This is a genomic window from Noviherbaspirillum suwonense, from assembly GCF_900182955.1.
Taxonomy (GTDB): Bacteria; Pseudomonadota; Gammaproteobacteria; order Burkholderiales; family Burkholderiaceae_D; genus Noviherbaspirillum_A; species Noviherbaspirillum_A suwonense.
In genome coordinates this window covers 601,881-618,557 of the sequence record NZ_FXUL01000001.1, presented here as the reverse complement: position 1 = coordinate 618,557, position 16,677 = coordinate 601,881, and the positions used below count along the sequence as shown (strand labels likewise).

Below are 16,677 nucleotides of genomic sequence, written 5' to 3'. Positions count from 1 at the left end.
ATGCAATCTGAAAAAATCACGCTGGCTGTCTTCGCGTTCGCCGGTGCGGCGGCAGCGCTGCCGGCACATGCGCAGTTCGACGCATCGATGGCGCCCGCGGTCCGCTATACGAGCATTTCGGAACATGACCGTGCCGGCAGCCGCATCGTCCACGAGAGCGGCTGGCTGCCCGGCATTGCCGGCAGGCTCGCGCATCGATCCGGGCCGCTGGAACTGTTTGGCGAGGCCGCGGTGTTCCAGGCCGATATCGACTATGACGGGCAGCTGCAGAACGGCCGGCCCTACCGCAGCGAGACCGGCACGCGGATGGCCGAGGCGCAACTGGGGCTGCGGTACCGCATCCTGGATGCGACCGACATCGTCGCGGCACTGGGCGTCGATTCCTGGCGGCGGCATATCGGCGGCAGCGGCCAGGCAATCGGCTTGCAGGAACATGCGCGATCCGGCCGCCTGCTGATCGGCATCGAGCAGGCATGGCGTTTCGCCGGGACCGGGACCGGGATCGGCCCCGGCACGCTGACCGCGGGAGCGAGCTTCGTGCATGCGACGCCGGAGCGCCTGCGCATCGGTTTCTCCGGCCTGCTCGACGACGTGTCCATCCGCACCCGCTCCGCGAACGGCGTCGCCCTGGCGCTGCGCTATCGGCCCGAGGCGCAGTCGAGGCTGGTCTTCGCAGCCCAGTTCGATTATCTGCGGGTGCCGCGCAGCGCCGCCTACCCGGTCACGCGGGACGGGCGGGCCGCGGGCGAGGTCACGCAGCCCGAGCATGTGCGGCAGAACCTGACGCTGTCGGTGCGGTACAGCTTCTGACCGAAGCCCCGCAGCCGGCGCCAGGCATGCAGGACATGCCGTCAATGTTGCGCGGGGCCGCAAGCCGTCCGGATAGCCAGAGCCATTCAGGTTACTCAACGCGCCGGTCCAGCGACGCACTGCCGGCAGAGCACCGCAGGCCGATTTACCCGAAGCACCCACCCCAGATCCACTCCACCATAAAAAGGACATTTCATGATCAAGAGGATTCCCGGCATCGCCGCTCTCGCCGCAGTTGTTTTTCTCAGCACCGGCTGCGCGGTGAATCGCGCCACCGCGACCCTGACTCCAGGCGCGGACCTGGGCAAGGTGCGCACCATCTATATCGAAAAGGAAAAGGGCGACGATCGCGCGATCGACCTGATCCTGAAGACAAACCTGGAAAAACGCGGCTATACCGTGACGACAGGCGACGCGCCCAAGTCAGACAAGCCGGTCGACGCAGCGCTGTCCTACGTGGACAGGTGGATGTGGGACATCACCATGTACATGCTCGAACTCACGGTCACCCTGCGCGACCCGGTCACCAGCTTTCCGATGGCCGTCGGGAATTCCTACCACACGTCCCTGACCAGGAAGTCGCCGGACGAGATGGTCGACGAGGTTCTGGGCAACATGCTCAGTCCGGCCAAGGCCGCCGCAGCGCAAGCGCCGGCGGCCGCAGCAGCATCAGCGGCACCTGCGCGCTGAGGCCGTCATGAACATCATCAAGCCACACGTCTTCGCCGCGCGCATCGCAGCGCAAAAGAGCGTGGCCGCGCTGCTGGCGGCGCTGTTCCTGCTTGGCGGCTGCGCGTCGCCGCCGACGCATGAAGGGATGGTCCCGACCGGCATCGCCGTCAGCAGGAAACTCCAGGAAACCGTGCGCCTGAACGTGTCGGGCGGCGCCGTGACGGCGGATGGGCCGGGCATTTCCAATGCCGCGCTGGAAGCGGCGCTGAACCAGGCGATCAGCGAGTCCAGGCTGTTCTCGCAGGTCGTCAAGGGCAATGGCGGCGACTACCTGCTGACCGCAAACGTGTTCGCGCTGCACCAGCCGATGTTCGGGATGGCGATGACGGTCAGCATGGAAGTCGGCTGGACGCTGAAACGGATGGCGACCGACAAGGTCGTCTGGCAGGAAGGGATCCGGTCGGAACACACGAGCACGCCCGGCGAAGCATTCGCCGGCGTGACGCGCGTCCGGCTGGCAACGGAAGGCGCGGCGAAGAACAATATCGCCGCGGCCATGGCCAGGATCGCGGCGCAGTCGCTGTAGCATGCATCGACCCGGCGACGCCTTCCTGGGCCGCCGCGGCACTTTCATCAACACCTTGGCATGCAACGCGCTTGCATGCGCCAGGCGCACTGCATGCCAGGCCTGCCTGCTGCCCTACGCCACCCGCCTGTACAGCCCCGACTCCGCATGCACCGCCCTGAAGTCCACGTCGTTGGGCAACTGCACCATCGCATCGCCGGGATGCATGCTGAGATAGCCGAACACGGCCAGGCTTTCGTGGAACAGCGCCAGCGCGCGCTGGCGGAGCGCCGGGCGCAGGTCGGACAGCGCGCCGCGGCAGACGATGAGCTGGAACTCGTTGAAGCTGGCGTCGGTGGCGAGGTTGTACTGCGCCCAGATGATGTTGCGGCCCAGTTCGGGCAGGAAGGCGAGGTTGCCGTCCTCATCCGGCTCGGCTTCGAGGTAGTCCGACAGCGACAGCCGGCCGCCGCAGCGCAGGTAGTTCTGCTGGTAGCGCGCGAACTCGGCGGCGGGGATGCGGCCGCGCCTGGCGGCGCCGAGCGTCGCCTCGCTGGACGAGGTGGCGAACAGCAGCGTCTTGTCGTAGAAGCCTTCCTCGCGCAGCAGGATGGCGAGCGTGTACACGTCCTCCGCGCCGCTGCATTCGGACACCCATACCCGCGCCATCGGGCAGGACCGCAGCCACGGCCCCAGCGCCTGGCGCAGGCTGGCGATGCGCGCCGGGTCGTCGAACAGCGCAACCGGCCGTACCGACAGGCAGCGCACCAGCGCCAGGCCGGTCGCTTCGTCATGCAGCGCCTGCGCCTGCAGCACCGACAGCGACGGCAGGTCGCGCGCGCGCATGAAGGCAAGCAGGCGCTCGCGCAGCGGCGCCCGCTCCAGCGCCCGCAGGTCGGCGTCGAAGCGCCGGTGCAGCGCCTCCAGCAAAAGGTCGGCCTCGATCTCCTCGACTGCGCTGCGGGCGATTGCGCCCTGGCTCATTGCGACAGCCATACGCGCATCAGCGACAGCAGCTGCGCGATGTCGACCGGCTTGGTGATGTAGTCCGATGCGCCGGCCGCGATGCACTTGTCGCGGTCGCCCTTCATCGCCTTCGCGGTCAGCGTGATGATGGGCAGCGACTTGAACTGCGGGATGTTGCGGATCGCGCGCATCGTGTCGTAGCCATCCATCTCCGGCATCATGATGTCCATCAGCACGATCTCGATGGCCGGGTCCTGACGCAGCAGCTCGATGCCGTCGCGGCCGTTCTCGGCGAACGACACCACCATGTCCTGCCGCTCCAGCGCGGTCGTCAGCGCGAAGATGTTGCGCAGGTCGTCGTCGACGATCAGCACGCGCCGGCCGGCCAGGCCGCTCTGCGCCGCATGCACCTCCTCCAGCATCTTGCGCTGGAACTCGGGCAGCGCCGCCGGCGAGCGGTGCAGGAACAGCGCCGTCTCGTCCAGCAGCCGCTCGGGCGAACGGGCGTCCTTGATGACGATGGTCTTGGCGACCCGCCGCAGCCGCGCCACTTCCTTGCGGTTCAGGTCGCGCGCGGTGTAGATCACAATCGGCGTGCGCCGCATGTCCTCGTCATCGCTGATCGCGTCGAGCAGCGCGAAGCCGTCGATGTCGGGCAGCGTCAGGTCCAGCACCGCGCAGTCGAAGCGCCCGGCCTTCAGCGCCGCCAGCGCCTTCTCGCCGGAGTCCACCGCGGTGATGTCGAGGTCGGCCGCGCCGATCAGCTCGACGATGCGGCGACGCTGCACCTCGTCGTCCTCCACCACCAGCAGGCTGGGCTTGCTGCGCACCAGGAACTGCTGGATGCGGCTGAACTCCTCGTCCAGCCGCGCCGCCGGCACCGGCTTGACCAGGTAGGAAATGGCGCCCTGCCGCAGACCGCGCTCGCGCTCGTCGATGCGCGACAGGATATGCACCGGGATATGCCGGGTCGACGGGTCGCGCTTGAGCCGTTCCAGCACGGTGAAGCCGTCGGTGTCCGGCAGGTCGATATCGAGCACGATGGCGGTCGGCTGGTAGTCGCGCGCCAGCGTCAGCGCCGAGTCGCCGCTGTGGGTGACGATGCCCTTGAAGCCTTTTTCGCGGGCCAGGTCGAGCAGTCCCCGGGCATGGGCGCCGTCGTCCTCGACGATCAGCACCGCCGGGTCGCCGGGCGCCACGGTGTTCCTGTCGTCGCCGGTGTCGTGGCCGACCAGCATCGCGGCATTGTCGGCGGCATGCGCGGCGCTGATGGCCTGCGCGGCCAGGCGCAGCGACGGCAGGTTGTCGGTCGCGATGGCCGGCGCGGCGGCCGGCAGGTTGACGAATTCCTGGTAGCCCTTGCGGACATACGGCAGGTAGAGCGTGAACGTGCTGCCGGCGCCGACCGTGCTGGTCACGCGGATCTCGCCGCCCAGCAGCCGCGACAGCTCGCGGCTGATCGACAGGCCGAGCCCGGTGCCGCCGTACTTGCGGGCGGTGCTGCCGTCGGCCTGCTGGAAGGCTTCGAAGATCAGCTGCAGCTTGTCGGCCGGGATGCCGACGCCGGTGTCGGTGACGGCGAAGGCCAGCACCGCGTCGGCGCTGCGCAGCAGCGGATGGTCGGCGCTCCAGCCCGAATCGACCAGGCCGATATGCAGCGTGACCTGGCCGCGGGCGGTGAACTTGAACGCGTTCGACAGCAGGTTCTTCAGGATCTGCTGCAGGCGCGTGGTGTCGGTCATCAGCGACGACGGCAATTGCGCATCGAGCTGGATCTCGAAGCTGATCTGCTTGGCCTCGGCCATGTGGCGGAAGGTGCGCTCGACGAAGTTGGCCAGCTGCGGGAAGCGGAATTCGCTCATCTCCAGCGTCACCGTGCCGGACTCGATCTTCGACAGGTCGAGGATGTCGTTGATCAGCGTCAGCAGGTCGGTGCCCGAGCCGTGGATGGTGCGGGCATACTCGACCTCGCTGATCGACAGGTTGCCCTGCGGGTTGTCGCGCAGCTGCTGCGCCAAGATCAGCAGGCTGTTCAGCGGCGTGCGCAATTCATGCGACATGTTGGCCAGGAACTCGGACTTGTACTTCGACGACAGCGCCAGCTGCGTCGCCTTGTCTTCCAGCGCCAGCTTGGCCTGCTCGACCTCGCGGTTCTTGCGCTCGACCTCGATGTTCTGGTCGGACAGCAGCCGGGCCTTCTCCGCCAGCTCCATATTGGTCTGCTGCAGTTCCTGCGCCAGCCGCTGCGACTGCGTCAGCAGGCTCTCGGTGCGGCTGTTGGCCTCGATGGTGTTGAGCACCACGCCGATGGATTCCATCAGCTGGTCGAGGAAGGACAGGTGGGTGTCGGTGAAGCGGTCCAGCGACGCGATCTCGATGACCGCCTTGACCTGCTGCTCGAACAGGATGGGCAGCACGACGATGTTGGACGGCGGCGCCGCGCCCAGCCCCGACGAGATCTGGATATAGTCGCGCGGCACGTTGGTCAGCCAGATGCGGCGCTTCTCGACCGCGCACTGCCCGACCAGGCCCTCGCCGGGTCCGAAGGATGTCGGCAGCTTGCGGCTGGAACGGTAGCCATAGCTGGCGATCATCTGCAGCCGCGCCGGCGCGGTCTGCGCGTCCATCATGTAGAACACGCCATGATGCGCCGACACCAGCGGCGCCAGCTCGGACAGGATCAGCCGGGTCACCGCTTCCAGGTCGCGCTGGCCCTGCAGCAGGCGCGTGAACTGGGCCAGGTTGGTTTTCAGCCAGTCCTGCTCGGCATTCTTCTGCGTGGTCTCCTTCAGGTTGCGGATCATCTCGTTGATGTTGTCCTTCAGGTCGGACACCTCGCCGCGCGCCTCGACCTGGATCGAGCGCGACAAGTCGCCGCGGGTCACCGCGGTCGCCACCTCGGCAATCGCGCGCACCTGCGTGGTCAGGTTGGCCGCAAGCTGGTTGACGTTCTCGGTCAGGTCCTTCCAGGTGCCGGATGCGCCCGGCACGCTGGCCTGCCCGCCCAGCTTGCCCTCGACGCCGACCTCGCGCGCCACGGTCGTCACCTGGTCGGCGAACACCGCCAGCGTGTCGGTCATCTCGTTGATCGTGTTGGCCAGCGCCGCGATCTCGCCCTGCGCCGCAACGGTCAGTTTCTTTTTCAGGTCGCCCTTCGCGACCGCAGTCACCACGCCGGCAATGCCGCGCACCTGCGCCGTCAGGTTGGCCGCCATGAAGTTCACGTTCTCGGTCAGGTCCTTCCAGGTGCCGCCGACGCCCTTCACCTGCGCCTGGCCGCCCAGCTTGCCCTCGGTGCCCACTTCACGCGCAACGCGGGTCACCTCGGATGCAAACGAACTCAGCTGGTCCACCATCACGTTGATGGTGTCCTTCAGTTCAAGAATCTCGCCCTTCACGTCCACGGTGATCTTCTTCGACAGGTCGCCGTTTGCCACGGCCGTCGTCACCTCGGCGATGTTCCTCACCTGGCCCGTCAGGTTCGACGCCATGAAGTTCACGTTGTCGGTCAAATCCTTCCAGGTGCCGGACGCGCCTGGCACGTTCGCCTGTCCGCCCAGCCGGCCCTCGGTGCCGACCTCCCTCGCGACGCGGGTCACTTCCGACGCGAACGAACGCAGCTGGTCCACCATCGTGTTGATCGTGTCCTTCAGCTGCAAAATCTCGCCGCGCACGTCCACCGTGATCTTCTTCGACAGGTCGCCGTTCGCCACCGCCGTGGTCACGTCCGCGATGTTCCTCACCTGCGAGGTCAGGTTGCCCGCCATCGAGTTCACCGAGTCGGTCAGGTCCTTCCAGGTGCCGGCAACGCCGGGCACGTTGGCCTGGCCGCCGAGCTTGCCCTCGGTACCCACTTCACGCGCCACGCGAGTCACTTCGGAGGCGAAGGAACTCAGCTGGTCCACCATCACGTTGATGGTGTCCTTCAGTTCCAGGATCTCGCCCTTCACGTCGGCGGTGATCTTCTTCGACAGGTCGCCGTTTGCAACAGCGGTCGTCACCTCGGCAATGTTACGCACCTGCCCGGTCAGGTTGGACGCCATGAAGTTCACGTTGTCCGTCAAATCCTTCCATGTGCCGCCGACGCCCTTCACCTGCGCCTGGCCGCCGAGCTTGCCCTCGGTGCCGACTTCACGTGCAACGCGGGTCACTTCCGACGCGAACGAACTCAGCTGGTCCACCATCACGTTGATGGTGTTTTTCAGCTGCAAAATCTCGCCCTTCGCGTCCGCGGTAATTTTCTTCGACAGGTCGCCGTTCGCCACGGCGGTCGTCACGTCCGCGATGTTACGCACCTGCCCGGTCAGGTTACCCGCCATCGAGTTCACCGAGTCGGTCAGGTCCTTCCAGGTGCCCGCAACGCCGGGCACGTTTGCCTGTCCGCCCAGCTCGCCTTCGGTGCCCACCTCGCGCGCGACGCGGGTCACCTCGGAGGCGAAGGAACGCAACTGGTCCACCATCGTGTTGATCGTATCCTTCAGCTCAAGGATCTCGCCCTTCGCGTCGGCGGTAATCTTCTTCGACAGGTCGCCGTTCGCCACCGCGGTGGTCACGTCCGCGATGTTCCTCACCTGCCCGGTCAGGTTGCCGGCCATCGAGTTCACGTTATCGGTCAGGTCCTTCCAGGTGCCGGCAACGCCCGGCACATTGGCCTGGCCGCCCAGCTTGCCCTCGGTGCCGACCTCGCGCGCAACGCGGGTCACCTCGGATGCGAACGAGCTGAGCTGGTCCACCATCACGTTGATGGTGTTCTTCAGTTCGAGAATCTCGCCTTTCGCATCGGCGGTAATCTTCTTCGACAGGTCGCCGTTCGCCACGGCGGTGGTCACGTCCGCGATATTACGCACCTGCCCGGTCAGGTTACCCGCCATCGAGTTCACCGAGTCGGTCAGGTCCTTCCAGGTGCCGGCAACGCCCGGCACGTTCGCCTGCCCGCCCAGCTCGCCCTCGGTGCCGACCTCGCGTGCGACACGGGTCACCTCGGACGCAAACGAGCTGAGCTGATCCACCATCACGTTGATGGTGTCCTTCAGTTCGAGGATCTCGCCCTTCACGTCAACGGTGATCTTCTTCGACAGGTCGCCGTTCGCCACCGCGGTCGTTACGTCCGCGATGTTACGCACCTGCCCGGTCAGGTTCGACGCCATGAAGTTCACGTTGTCGGTCAGGTCTTTCCAGGTGCCGCCCACGCCCTTCACCTGCGCCTGGCCGCCCAGCTTGCCCTCGGTGCCGACCTCGCGTGCGACACGGGTCACTTCGGATGCGAACGAGCTGAGCTGGTCCACCATCACGTTGATGGTGTTCTTCAGTTCGAGGATCTCGCCCTTGGCGTCAGCGGTAATCTTCTTCGACAAATCGCCGTTCGCAACAGCGGTGGTTACGTCGGCGATATTACGCACCTGCCCGGTCAGGTTACCCGCCATCGAGTTCACCGAGTCGGTCAAATCCTTCCACGTGCCCGCAACGCCCGGCACGTTTGCCTGTCCGCCGAGCTTGCCTTCGGTGCCGACTTCGCGCGCAACGCGGGTCACTTCCGACGCGAACGAGCTGAGCTGGTCCACCATCACGTTGATGGTGTCCTTCAGTTCAAGGATCTCGCCTTTCGCGTCCGCGGTAATCTTCTTCGACAGGTCGCCGTTCGCCACCGCGGTGGTCACGTCGGCGATATTACGCACCTGCCCGGTCAGGTTACCCGCCATCGAGTTCACCGAATCGGTCAGGTCCTTCCAGGTGCCGGCGACGCCCTTCACCTGCGCCTGGCCGCCCAGCTTGCCCTCGGTGCCTACTTCACGCGCGACACGGGTCACCTCGGATGCAAACGAGCTCAACTGGTCCACCATCACGTTGATGGTTTCCTTGAGCTGCAGGATCTCGCCGCGGGCATCGGCCGCGATTTTCTTCGACAGGTCGCCGTTTGCGACGGCGGTCGTTACTTCCGCGATGTTGCGGACCTGGCCCGTCAGGTTCGACGCCATGAAGTTCACGTTGTCCGTCAAATCCTTCCAGGTGCCGCCGACGCCCGGCACATACGCCTGGCCGCCTAGCTTGCCCTCGGTGCCGACCTCCCTCGCCACGCGGGTCACTTCCGACGCGAACGAACGCAGCTGGTCCACCATCGTGTTGATCGTGTCCTTCAGCTGCAGGATCTCGCCGCGCACGTCCACCGTGATCTTCTTCGACAGGTCGCCGTTCGCCACCGCCGTGGTCACGTCCGCGATGTTCCTCACCTGCGAGGTCAGGTTGCCCGCCATCGAGTTCACCGAGTCGGTCAGGTCTTTCCAGGTGCCTGCAACGCCGGGCACGTTGGCCTGGCCGCCGAGCTTGCCCTCGGTGCCGACCTCGCGCGCCACGCGGGTCACCTCGGAGGCGAATGAGCTGAGCTGGTCCACCATCGTATTGGCGGTGGTGGCGGCGCGCAGGAACTGGCCTTCCAGCGGCCGGCCGTCCACATCCAGCGCCATCGTCTGCGACAGGTCGCCCTTGGCCACCGCGCCGATGACCCGCGCCATTTCCGTGGTCGGCCGCACCAGGTCGTCGATCAGCGTGTTGACGGAATTGACGATGGTGCCCCAGCCCCCGGAGACCGTGCCGGGCGTGGCCCGCTGCAGCAGCCGCCCTTCCCGGCCCACTGTCTGGCTGACGCTGGCGATTTCCTGCGCCATCAGTTCGCTGTTCTCGATGATGTCGTTCAGCGTATCGGCGATCTTGCCGTCCAGACCGGTCAGGTCGGTCGGCATGCGGACAGAAAAGTCGCCCTTTTTCAGCGCGGTCAGCGCAGCCAGCAACAGCTTTTTATCAAGGTCGTTCGGGAATTCCGTAAGCGCGTGCATGTCAGATTGGTCTCCAATTGGTTTTGACATTCTCCAATGGCACTGATAGCCTTGCAAGCGATTTGTTGCCCCCAAAAAACTTATGATTCAAACATATCGAATACCGCACACGAATTTCTATATAGCAATTCAATAGAAATCCAAGAAGTTTGCTATCCGGTCCGCCGCAACGCAGGAGCGCGGCGGAATTTCCAGCGCAAGTTAACTGCTTCGGGCAACAGCGCCGCGGCGGCATCGGAGGGACAGCCCTCCGGCGGTCGCGGCACCTTATTTATGGCAGAAACGTGCAGAAAACCGATACGCCCAAGATCCTGATCGTCAATGACGACCCCGCGAGCCTGTTCGCACTCGCCAGCCTGCTGTCGCGCTGGGCCGAGGACAACGGCTGCGCCGTGCTGACCGCCCGGTCCGGCGAGGAAGCGCTGCGCCAGGTGCTGCAGCATGAATTCGCGGTGATTCTGCTGGACGTCAACATGCCCGGCATGGACGGCTTCGAGACCGCCGAGGCGATCCATTCGCGACCGCGCTCGGCGGCCATCCCGATCATTTTCATCACCGCTTACCTGGCCGACGAGATGCACCGGCTGAAGGGCTATGAGAAAGGCGCGGTCGACTACCTGTTCACGCCGGTGATACCGCAGATGCTGCAGGCCAAGGTCGGCGTGTTCGTCGCCATGGCCCGCAAGACCCTGGAGCTGCAGAGCCATGCGGAAGCGCTGCGCACCCGCACCCTCGAACTGTCCGCGCTCAACGAGCGGCTGGAGCAGGAAAAGCGCGAAAGGGAAGCGGCGGTGCTGCAGAACCGGGCCAAGGATGAATTCCTGGCGATGCTGGGGCATGAATTGCGCAACCCGCTTTCGGCCATCAGCAGCGCGGCCACCCTGATCGGCCTGGAAGGCGTCAGCCCGGAAAGCGCGCGGCGGGCCCAGCACATCATCGGCCGCCAGTGCCAGCACCTGAGCCATATCGTCGACGACCTGCTGGACCTGGGCCGCGTCATGTCGGGCAAGATCCTGCTGGAACGCAAGCGCTTCGACCTGTCGGCGCTGCTGGCGACCTGCATGGAAACCCTGAGCGCGACCGGCCGCACCCGCGACTACACGGTGCGCCTGGAAAGCGCGCCGGCCTGGGTCGACGCCGACCCGACGCGGGTCGAACAGATCATCATCAACCTGCTCGACAATGCCTTCAAGTACACCGCGCCCGGCGGCGTGGTCGAGATCGCCGCCGGCGTCGACGGCGGCGACGCGCTGCTGGAAGTGCGCGACAGCGGCGTCGGCATTGCGCCCGAACTGCTGCCGCACGTGTTCGACGTGTTCGTCCAGGGCGAGAGTTCGCTGGACCGGGCGCAGGGCGGCATGGGCATCGGCCTGGCGCTGGTGCACCAGCTGGTCGGCCTGCACGACGGCAGCATCGCCGCGTTCAGCGACGGCGCCGGCAAGGGCAGCCGCTTCGTGCTGCGCCTGCCCGAAGCCAGGGCGCCGAGCGCCGCGCCCGCGCCTTCGACCGCCCTTGCCGACGCAGCGCAGGCGGACTGCTGCGCGCTGATCGTCGAGGACAATGAAGACGGCCGGGAAATGATGGTCATGCTGCTCGACTCCTTCGGTATCCGCGTGCTGCAGGCGGCCGACGGCGCCGCGGGACTGGAGGCTGCCTGCACGCACTTGCCCGACATTGCGCTGGTCGACCTCGGCCTGCCCGGCATGGATGGCTACGAAGTCGCGCGGCGCCTGCGCGCCACGCCGGCCACCAGGGGCATGCGCCTGGTCGCGCTGACCGGCTACGGCCTGTATGAAGACCAGCAGCGGGCGCTGCAGGCCGGCTTCGACCTGCACCTGGTCAAGCCGGTGCCGCCGGAACGCCTGCGCGAAGTCATTGCATCCTGCCGCAAGGCGCCCGTCATTGGATGACGCCGGAGGTTCTGACAGAAGATCTGCGCCGGCTGATCTTCTCGATTCCATCGATTCCGCACCTGGAAGCCATCCTGCTGATACGCGGCAGCGGCGCCTCGTGGGACGCGCCGCGGCTTGCGCAGCGGCTCTACCTGCCGGTCGAGCGCACCGCGGGCATCCTGGGCGACCTGGCCGTCGCGCGCATCTGCGCCGTCGAGCCTGCGGCCGGCGCGTCCCACCGCTACGCGCCCTCCACTGCTGAGCTGGACACGCTGATCGGCAGCCTGGAGCGCTACTACAGCCAGAACCTGATCGAAGTGACCAACATGATTCACGCAAGCCTGCGCCGGCATTCCCGCATCCGGGAATTCGCCGATGCGTTCAAATGGGACAGGAAAAAACCATGATCGCTTCCGTCATCTACGGCCTGTGCGCGCTGACGTCCCTGCTGTCGGCGGTGCTGCTCTGGCGCAGCTACCTGCGCAGCCGCTACCGGCTGCTGCTATGGAGCGCGCTGTGCTTCACCGGGCTCACGCTGTCGAATGTGCTTCTGATGCTGGACAAGCTGATCTTCCCGGATGTCGACCTGCTGCCGCTGCGCCTCGCCGCCTCGCTGGTGGCGCTGCTGCCGCTGATCTACGGACTCATCACAGATGACTGACTACTACGGCATGAGCCACCTGGTGATCGGCGCCATCGCGGCGCTGTCCTTCGTCATCGGCAGCTTCTTCATGCGCTTCTGGCGCGTCACCGGCGACCGTTTCTTCCTGCTCTTCGGCCTGTCCTTCTGGATAGAGACGGCCAACCGGGTAATGCTCGGCGTACTGCCGGCCTGGCGCGAGGACCTGCCGGCCTATTACATGGTGCGCCTGCTGGCCTATGCGCTGATCCTGTACGCGATCATCGACAAGAACCGCCGGCGCGACTGACGCCGTGACCGCGCGCGGCGCGGCGCGGCATGGCGGCGTGCCGCTGCTCGAATCCGCGGCGTCCTTCAGCTGTTCGACCCTTTAACCCGCCGCCTGTCGGAGCGCCAGGCGCAGGCGCGGCGTTCAATAGGTATAGAACATCTGCTGTATCGCGCGGGTATCGCGGGTCTTGGTCAGCGCCAGCATCAGCAGGATGCGCGCCTTCTGCGGGTTCAGCGTGTCGGAGACCACGAAGTCCAGTTCATCGTCATTGGCTTCGCCATTGCGCGCCACGATGCCCTGCCCGACCCGGCTCGACCGCACGATCACCACGCCCTTGCGCCGCGCCTCGGTCAGCGCCGGCCGCACCTGCGCGGCAAGGCTGCCGTCGCCGACGCCCGCATACACCAGGCCGATGTCGCCGGCATTGACGAAGGCGTCGATGCCCACCCGGCTCACATTGGCATGGCTGTAGACCACGTCCACCGCCGGCAACTGCTCCAGCGCGCTCACATCGAACTCGGTTTCCAGCGTGTGGCGGCGGGTCGACATCCGGTAGAAGTGCGCGCGGTTGTCCTGCATGTAGCCTAGCAGCCCCAGTTCCGGCGAACGGAACGTGTCCAGCGTCGACGTGTTGGCCTTCGTCACATCCCGCGCGCCGTTGATCTGGTCGTTCAGCACCACCAGCACGCCCTTGCCCACCGCGTCCTTGCTGCCGGCGACGATGACCGCGTTATACAGGTTGATCGGCCCATCAGCGCTGATCGCCGTCGACGGCCGCATCGAACCGACGATCACCACCGGCTTCCTGCTCTTGACCACGAGGTTCAGGAAATACGCCGTTTCCTCGATCGTGTCGGTGCCATGGGTAATGACGATCCCGTCCACGTCAGGCTGCGCCAGCAATGCATTGACCCGCTTGGCCAGCGTCAGCCAGTGCGCATTGGTCATGCTCTCGCTGGCGATCTGGAACACCTGCTCGCCGCTCACGTTCGCCACTTTCTTCAGCTCCGGCACCGCGGCAATCAGCGCCTCGACGCCGACCTTGGCTGCGGTATACCCGATCGTGGTGGTGGAACTTGCGCCGGTGCCGGCGATGGTGCCGCCGGTGGCGAGGATCCGTACGTTGGGGAGGGGTGCGGCGGCTTGCTGGGCCGCGGCCAAGGGGGCTAGCGCTAGGAACAGCGCGTAGAGGAATAATGCTGGTAGCCGATATAAATGTGGCGACATGGCGGACTCCGGTTGGTTAGGTGGCGGGGATGGTGCGCGCATTGACAATGTGCCCGGTTCGGAAAAGGGATGCCATTGCATGGCTTGGGCCGGGAGCGGGCAGCACGGGTTCAGCGCAGCGGACAGTGTAATGCCGCGTTCATCACGTCTTATGACCAATCGTAAGGTCATCCGTTTCGCAGGGCGATCGTGGCGCCGCGCAGCGACGGTTGCGGTTGGGATTGCGGTTAGCTCCGCGCAGCGACTGTTGCAGTTGCAGTTAGCTCCGCGCAGCGACGGTTGCCGTTGCCGTTGCGGTTGCCGTTGCCGTTGTCTGTGAAGTGGCCGTTGCCTTGGCAGTGGCCGTTGCAGTGAATCCCCGTTGATGACGCCACGTCGCTGGTGCCGAAATCGGATAAAGAAGCGTCCGCTGTCTGAGCGAAGCGAGTTTCGGACGCTTCCCGATTTCGGTGCCAGCGGCGTGGGCACCCCGCGCAGCGGGGCGGCATCTCCGGGGTCGCCTTTTCTTGGTTACTTCTTTTGGCGAAGCAAAAGAAGTGACCCGGCCGCCGGGACGGACTCCCGGCTAGGTCGTCCGGCAGGACAGACGGTATTGCTTCATCCGCCAGCAGGCGTACCGTCGCGAAGCCGCTTTTGCAGTTTGCGACGGCTGCACGTTACGAGAACGCGCCACAGCGCAAGGCGACGATGCTGCGTCTGCTGACGGGTGAAACATTGAGGCTTCACTGCCGTGGGGAGTAGCCGGGTGTTCGGCCCGGCAGCCGACCCGCTTTTTTGCTTCGCCAAAAAAGTGGGGCAAAAAAGGCGACCCCTACGATGGCGGTCCGCTGCGCGGACTGCACGCGCCGCCAGCACCTGAAACGGGAAGCGTCCGAAACTCGCTTCGCTCAGACAGCGGACGCTTCTTTATCCGTTTCAGGCACTGGCGACGCGTCGCCATCTAACGGGGATTCACTACAACGGCAACGGCCACTTCAAAGGCAACCGCAACTGCAACGGCAACGGCAACTGCAACGGCCACAGCTGCAACGGCGCCAGTTCACAAGCCACTGCAACTGTCGCTGCGCGGAACGTCAACAGCAACGGTCGCTGCGCAGAGCTAACTGCAACCGCAACGGTCGCCGCGCGGGGCACACCGCACCCCCTTACCGCTTCTTCCCGCCATGCTCCAGCAAGTGGACCACCGCCTTCACCACCGCATACATCAACGCATGCTGCCGATCCGGATGATCCGAAACCTGCACCGTCACAGCACCCGCATGGATGCAATGCCCATGCCCATGTCCATGCCCCACCCCCCCCTCGCGCTCAAAGCGCACATCAATTTCATACTCCGCGATCAACGGCCCGCAAGCCGCCCAATTCCGCGTCCACTTGGGCATGGCAACCGTCCCATCCCACAATGTCCCCGCATCCTCGTAGAACTCCTCCACCTTGTGCCCCAGCAGGTGCGCCAGCTGCCGCTCCCTCGCCACACAGCTGCGAAAATATTCCTCATCGCTCATGCGCATCACACCACCTCCATCGATGATTCAGGCCGCATTCAGCCCAGCGAACGCGCCAGCCGCACGCCACTGAACTGCCACCGCGCAGACGCGGGAAAGAAGTTGCGGTAGGTCGGCCGCGCATGCCCGGCCGGGGTCGCGCAGGACGAACCGCGCAGCACGTACTGGTTGGACATGAACTTGCCGTTGTACTCGCCCAGCGCGCCCGGCTGCGGCGCATAACCGGGGTAAGGGGCATAGCTGCTCGACGTCCATTGCCAGCAGGCGCCGAAGAGCTGGCACAGGCCGTCGGCATCGGCATGGCCGCCCGGATGCAGGCTGCGCGCGGCGTCGTCGCGCGCGTCGCCGGCTGCATGTTCCCATTCCGCCTCGGTCGGCAGCCGCGCGCCGGACCAGCGGGCAAAGGCGTCGGCTTCGAAATACGACAGGTGGGTGACCGGGCGGTTCAGGTCGAGCGGCTGCAGGCCGTGCAGCGTGAACTCGTGCCACTGGCCGTCTTGCTCGTGCCAGTACAGCGGACTGGCAAGGCCGTTGTTGCGTGCCCAGTCCCAGCCCTCCGAGAGCCAGTATGCCGGGTCGCGGTAGCCGCCGGCCTGCACGAAGGCCAGGTACTCGCCGTTGGTCGAGAGGCGGGACGCCAGCGCATACGGCTCGACGAACTGGCGGTGCCGCGGCAGCTCGTTGTCGAAGCTGTAGCCGTCGCCGTCATGGCCGATCTCGACCACGCCGGCGTCGACAGCCTGCCAGCGCTGGGGCCTGGCGGCGGGCATGGCCGGCAGCGGGCCGGCGGCATAGGCCGGATAGAGCGGGTTCATCGACAGCAGGTGCTTGACGTCGGTCAGCAGCAGCTCCTGGTGCTGCTGTTCATGATGCAGGCCCAGGTCCACAAGCATCGCCACCGCCTCGTCGCCCTGCCGCAGCAGCGCGCCGATGCGGGCATCGACCGCATGCCGGTAGGACAGCACTTCATCGAACGAGGGCCGCGTGATCAGGCCGCGCTGCGCCCGCGCATGCTTCTCGCCGACGCCGTTGTAATAGGAGTTGTAGAGCATCCGGAATGCCGGATGATGCGGCGCGAAGCCGGGCTCGTGGCGTTCCAGGATGAAGGTCTCGAAAAACCAGGTCGTGTGCGCCAGGTGCCACTTGACCGGGCTGGCGTCCGGCATCGACTGCACGCAGCAGTCTTCTTCCGACAGCGGCTCGGCCAGGCTGACCGAGCGCCGGCGCACCGCGTCGAAGCGCTGCTGCAGCGCGGCGCCTGCGATGGCTGCATCTGCGACATTGTCATTCATCGTGTGT

12 protein-coding genes are annotated in these 16,677 nt (G+C 65.9%); 7 read left to right on the top strand and 5 right to left on the bottom strand.

What is annotated here, in order from left to right:
• From QOL82_RS02845 to QOL82_RS02835, 3 genes are all read left to right on the top strand, one after another.
• The gene (locus QOL82_RS02845; protein ID WP_283440704.1) at positions 1 to 810 is read left to right on the top strand and encodes a hypothetical protein; all 810 of its coding nucleotides are present in this window, start codon (positions 1 to 3) and stop codon (positions 808 to 810) included.
• A gap of 195 nt (positions 811 to 1,005) precedes the next feature.
• The gene (locus tag QOL82_RS02840; RefSeq protein ID WP_283440703.1) at positions 1,006 to 1,500 is read left to right on the top strand and encodes a hypothetical protein; all 495 of its coding nucleotides are present in this window, start codon (positions 1,006 to 1,008) and stop codon (positions 1,498 to 1,500) included.
• 7 nt (positions 1,501 to 1,507) lie between these two features.
• Complete coding sequence (locus QOL82_RS02835) at positions 1,508 to 2,068, top strand: hypothetical protein (RefSeq protein WP_283440702.1); 561 nt, start codon at positions 1,508 to 1,510, stop codon at positions 2,066 to 2,068.
• A gap of 114 nt (positions 2,069 to 2,182) precedes the next feature.
• Here the strand turns inward: QOL82_RS02835 and QOL82_RS02830 are convergent, their stop codons facing one another.
• Both QOL82_RS02830 and QOL82_RS02825 read right to left on the bottom strand, forming a co-directional pair.
• A complete protein-coding gene (locus QOL82_RS02830) occupies positions 2,183 to 3,031 on the bottom strand; it encodes a CheR family methyltransferase (protein ID WP_283440701.1) in 849 nt (282 codons plus the stop codon).
• Positions 3,028 to 9,843 carry a HAMP domain-containing protein gene (locus tag QOL82_RS02825; protein WP_430438423.1) on the bottom strand — a complete coding sequence of 2,272 codons (6,816 nt, stop codon included), beginning with the start codon at positions 9,841 to 9,843 and terminating at the stop codon, positions 3,028 to 3,030. Before QOL82_RS02825 ends, QOL82_RS02830 begins: the two co-directional genes overlap by 4 nt.
• A gap of 284 nt (positions 9,844 to 10,127) precedes the next feature.
• Between QOL82_RS02825 and QOL82_RS02815 the strand changes: the two genes are divergently transcribed.
• The 4 genes from QOL82_RS02815 to QOL82_RS02800 are packed head-to-tail and all read left to right on the top strand — an operon-like array spanning position 10,128 to position 12,664.
• The gene (locus tag QOL82_RS02815) at positions 10,128 to 11,753 is read left to right on the top strand and encodes a response regulator (protein ID WP_283440700.1); all 1,626 of its coding nucleotides are present in this window, start codon (positions 10,128 to 10,130) and stop codon (positions 11,751 to 11,753) included.
• Positions 11,750 to 12,142: a hypothetical protein gene (locus tag QOL82_RS02810; protein ID WP_283440699.1), complete on the top strand. Its 393-nt coding sequence runs from the start codon at positions 11,750 to 11,752 to the stop codon at positions 12,140 to 12,142. The genes QOL82_RS02815 and QOL82_RS02810 overlap by 4 nt, the downstream gene beginning before the upstream one ends.
• On the top strand, positions 12,139 to 12,396 hold the full coding sequence (locus QOL82_RS02805) for a DUF5985 family protein (protein ID WP_283440698.1): 258 nt from the start codon (positions 12,139 to 12,141) through the stop codon (positions 12,394 to 12,396). The genes QOL82_RS02810 and QOL82_RS02805 overlap by 4 nt, the downstream gene beginning before the upstream one ends.
• Positions 12,389 to 12,664: a DUF5985 family protein gene (locus tag QOL82_RS02800; protein WP_283440697.1), complete on the top strand. Its 276-nt coding sequence runs from the start codon at positions 12,389 to 12,391 to the stop codon at positions 12,662 to 12,664. Before QOL82_RS02805 ends, QOL82_RS02800 begins: the two co-directional genes overlap by 8 nt.
• Positions 12,665 to 12,787: 123 nt before the next feature.
• Here the strand turns inward: QOL82_RS02800 and QOL82_RS02795 are convergent, their stop codons facing one another.
• The 3 genes from QOL82_RS02795 to egtB form a co-directional block, all read right to left on the bottom strand.
• Positions 12,788 to 13,873: a type II asparaginase gene (locus tag QOL82_RS02795; protein WP_283440696.1), complete on the bottom strand. Its 1,086-nt coding sequence runs from the start codon at positions 13,871 to 13,873 to the stop codon at positions 12,788 to 12,790.
• A gap of 1,145 nt (positions 13,874 to 15,018) precedes the next feature.
• A complete protein-coding gene (locus QOL82_RS02790; protein WP_283440695.1) occupies positions 15,019 to 15,378 on the bottom strand; it encodes an aminoacyl-tRNA synthetase in 360 nt (119 codons plus the stop codon).
• A gap of 38 nt (positions 15,379 to 15,416) precedes the next feature.
• Positions 15,417 to 16,670: an ergothioneine biosynthesis protein EgtB gene (gene egtB, locus QOL82_RS02785; RefSeq protein WP_283440694.1), complete on the bottom strand. Its 1,254-nt coding sequence runs from the start codon at positions 16,668 to 16,670 to the stop codon at positions 15,417 to 15,419.
• Positions 16,671 to 16,677: the final 7 nt, after the last annotated feature.

Excerpts from the sequence above, each read along its gene's own strand:
- QOL82_RS02845 (WP_283440704.1), top strand. The coding sequence starts at position 1 with ATGCAATCTGAAAAAATCACGCTGGCTGTCTTCGCGTTCGCCGGTGCG.
- QOL82_RS02840 (WP_283440703.1), top strand. The coding sequence starts at position 1,006 with ATGATCAAGAGGATTCCCGGCATCGCCGCTCTCGCCGCAGTTGTTTTT.
- QOL82_RS02835 (WP_283440702.1), top strand. The coding sequence starts at position 1,508 with ATGAACATCATCAAGCCACACGTCTTCGCCGCGCGCATCGCAGCGCAA.
- QOL82_RS02830 (WP_283440701.1), bottom strand. The coding sequence starts at position 3,031 with ATGAGCCAGGGCGCAATCGCCCGCAGCGCAGTCGAGGAGATCGAGGCC.
- QOL82_RS02825 (WP_430438423.1), bottom strand. The coding sequence starts at position 9,843 with ATGCACGCGCTTACGGAATTCCCGAACGACCTTGATAAAAAGCTGTTG.
- QOL82_RS02810 (WP_283440699.1), top strand. The coding sequence starts at position 11,750 with ATGACGCCGGAGGTTCTGACAGAAGATCTGCGCCGGCTGATCTTCTCG.
- QOL82_RS02805 (WP_283440698.1), top strand. The coding sequence starts at position 12,139 with ATGATCGCTTCCGTCATCTACGGCCTGTGCGCGCTGACGTCCCTGCTG.
- QOL82_RS02800 (WP_283440697.1), top strand. The coding sequence starts at position 12,389 with ATGACTGACTACTACGGCATGAGCCACCTGGTGATCGGCGCCATCGCG.
- QOL82_RS02795 (WP_283440696.1), bottom strand. The coding sequence starts at position 13,873 with ATGTCGCCACATTTATATCGGCTACCAGCATTATTCCTCTACGCGCTG.
- QOL82_RS02790 (WP_283440695.1), bottom strand. The coding sequence starts at position 15,378 with ATGAGCGATGAGGAATATTTTCGCAGCTGTGTGGCGAGGGAGCGGCAG.
- egtB (WP_283440694.1), bottom strand. The coding sequence starts at position 16,670 with ATGAATGACAATGTCGCAGATGCAGCCATCGCAGGCGCCGCGCTGCAG.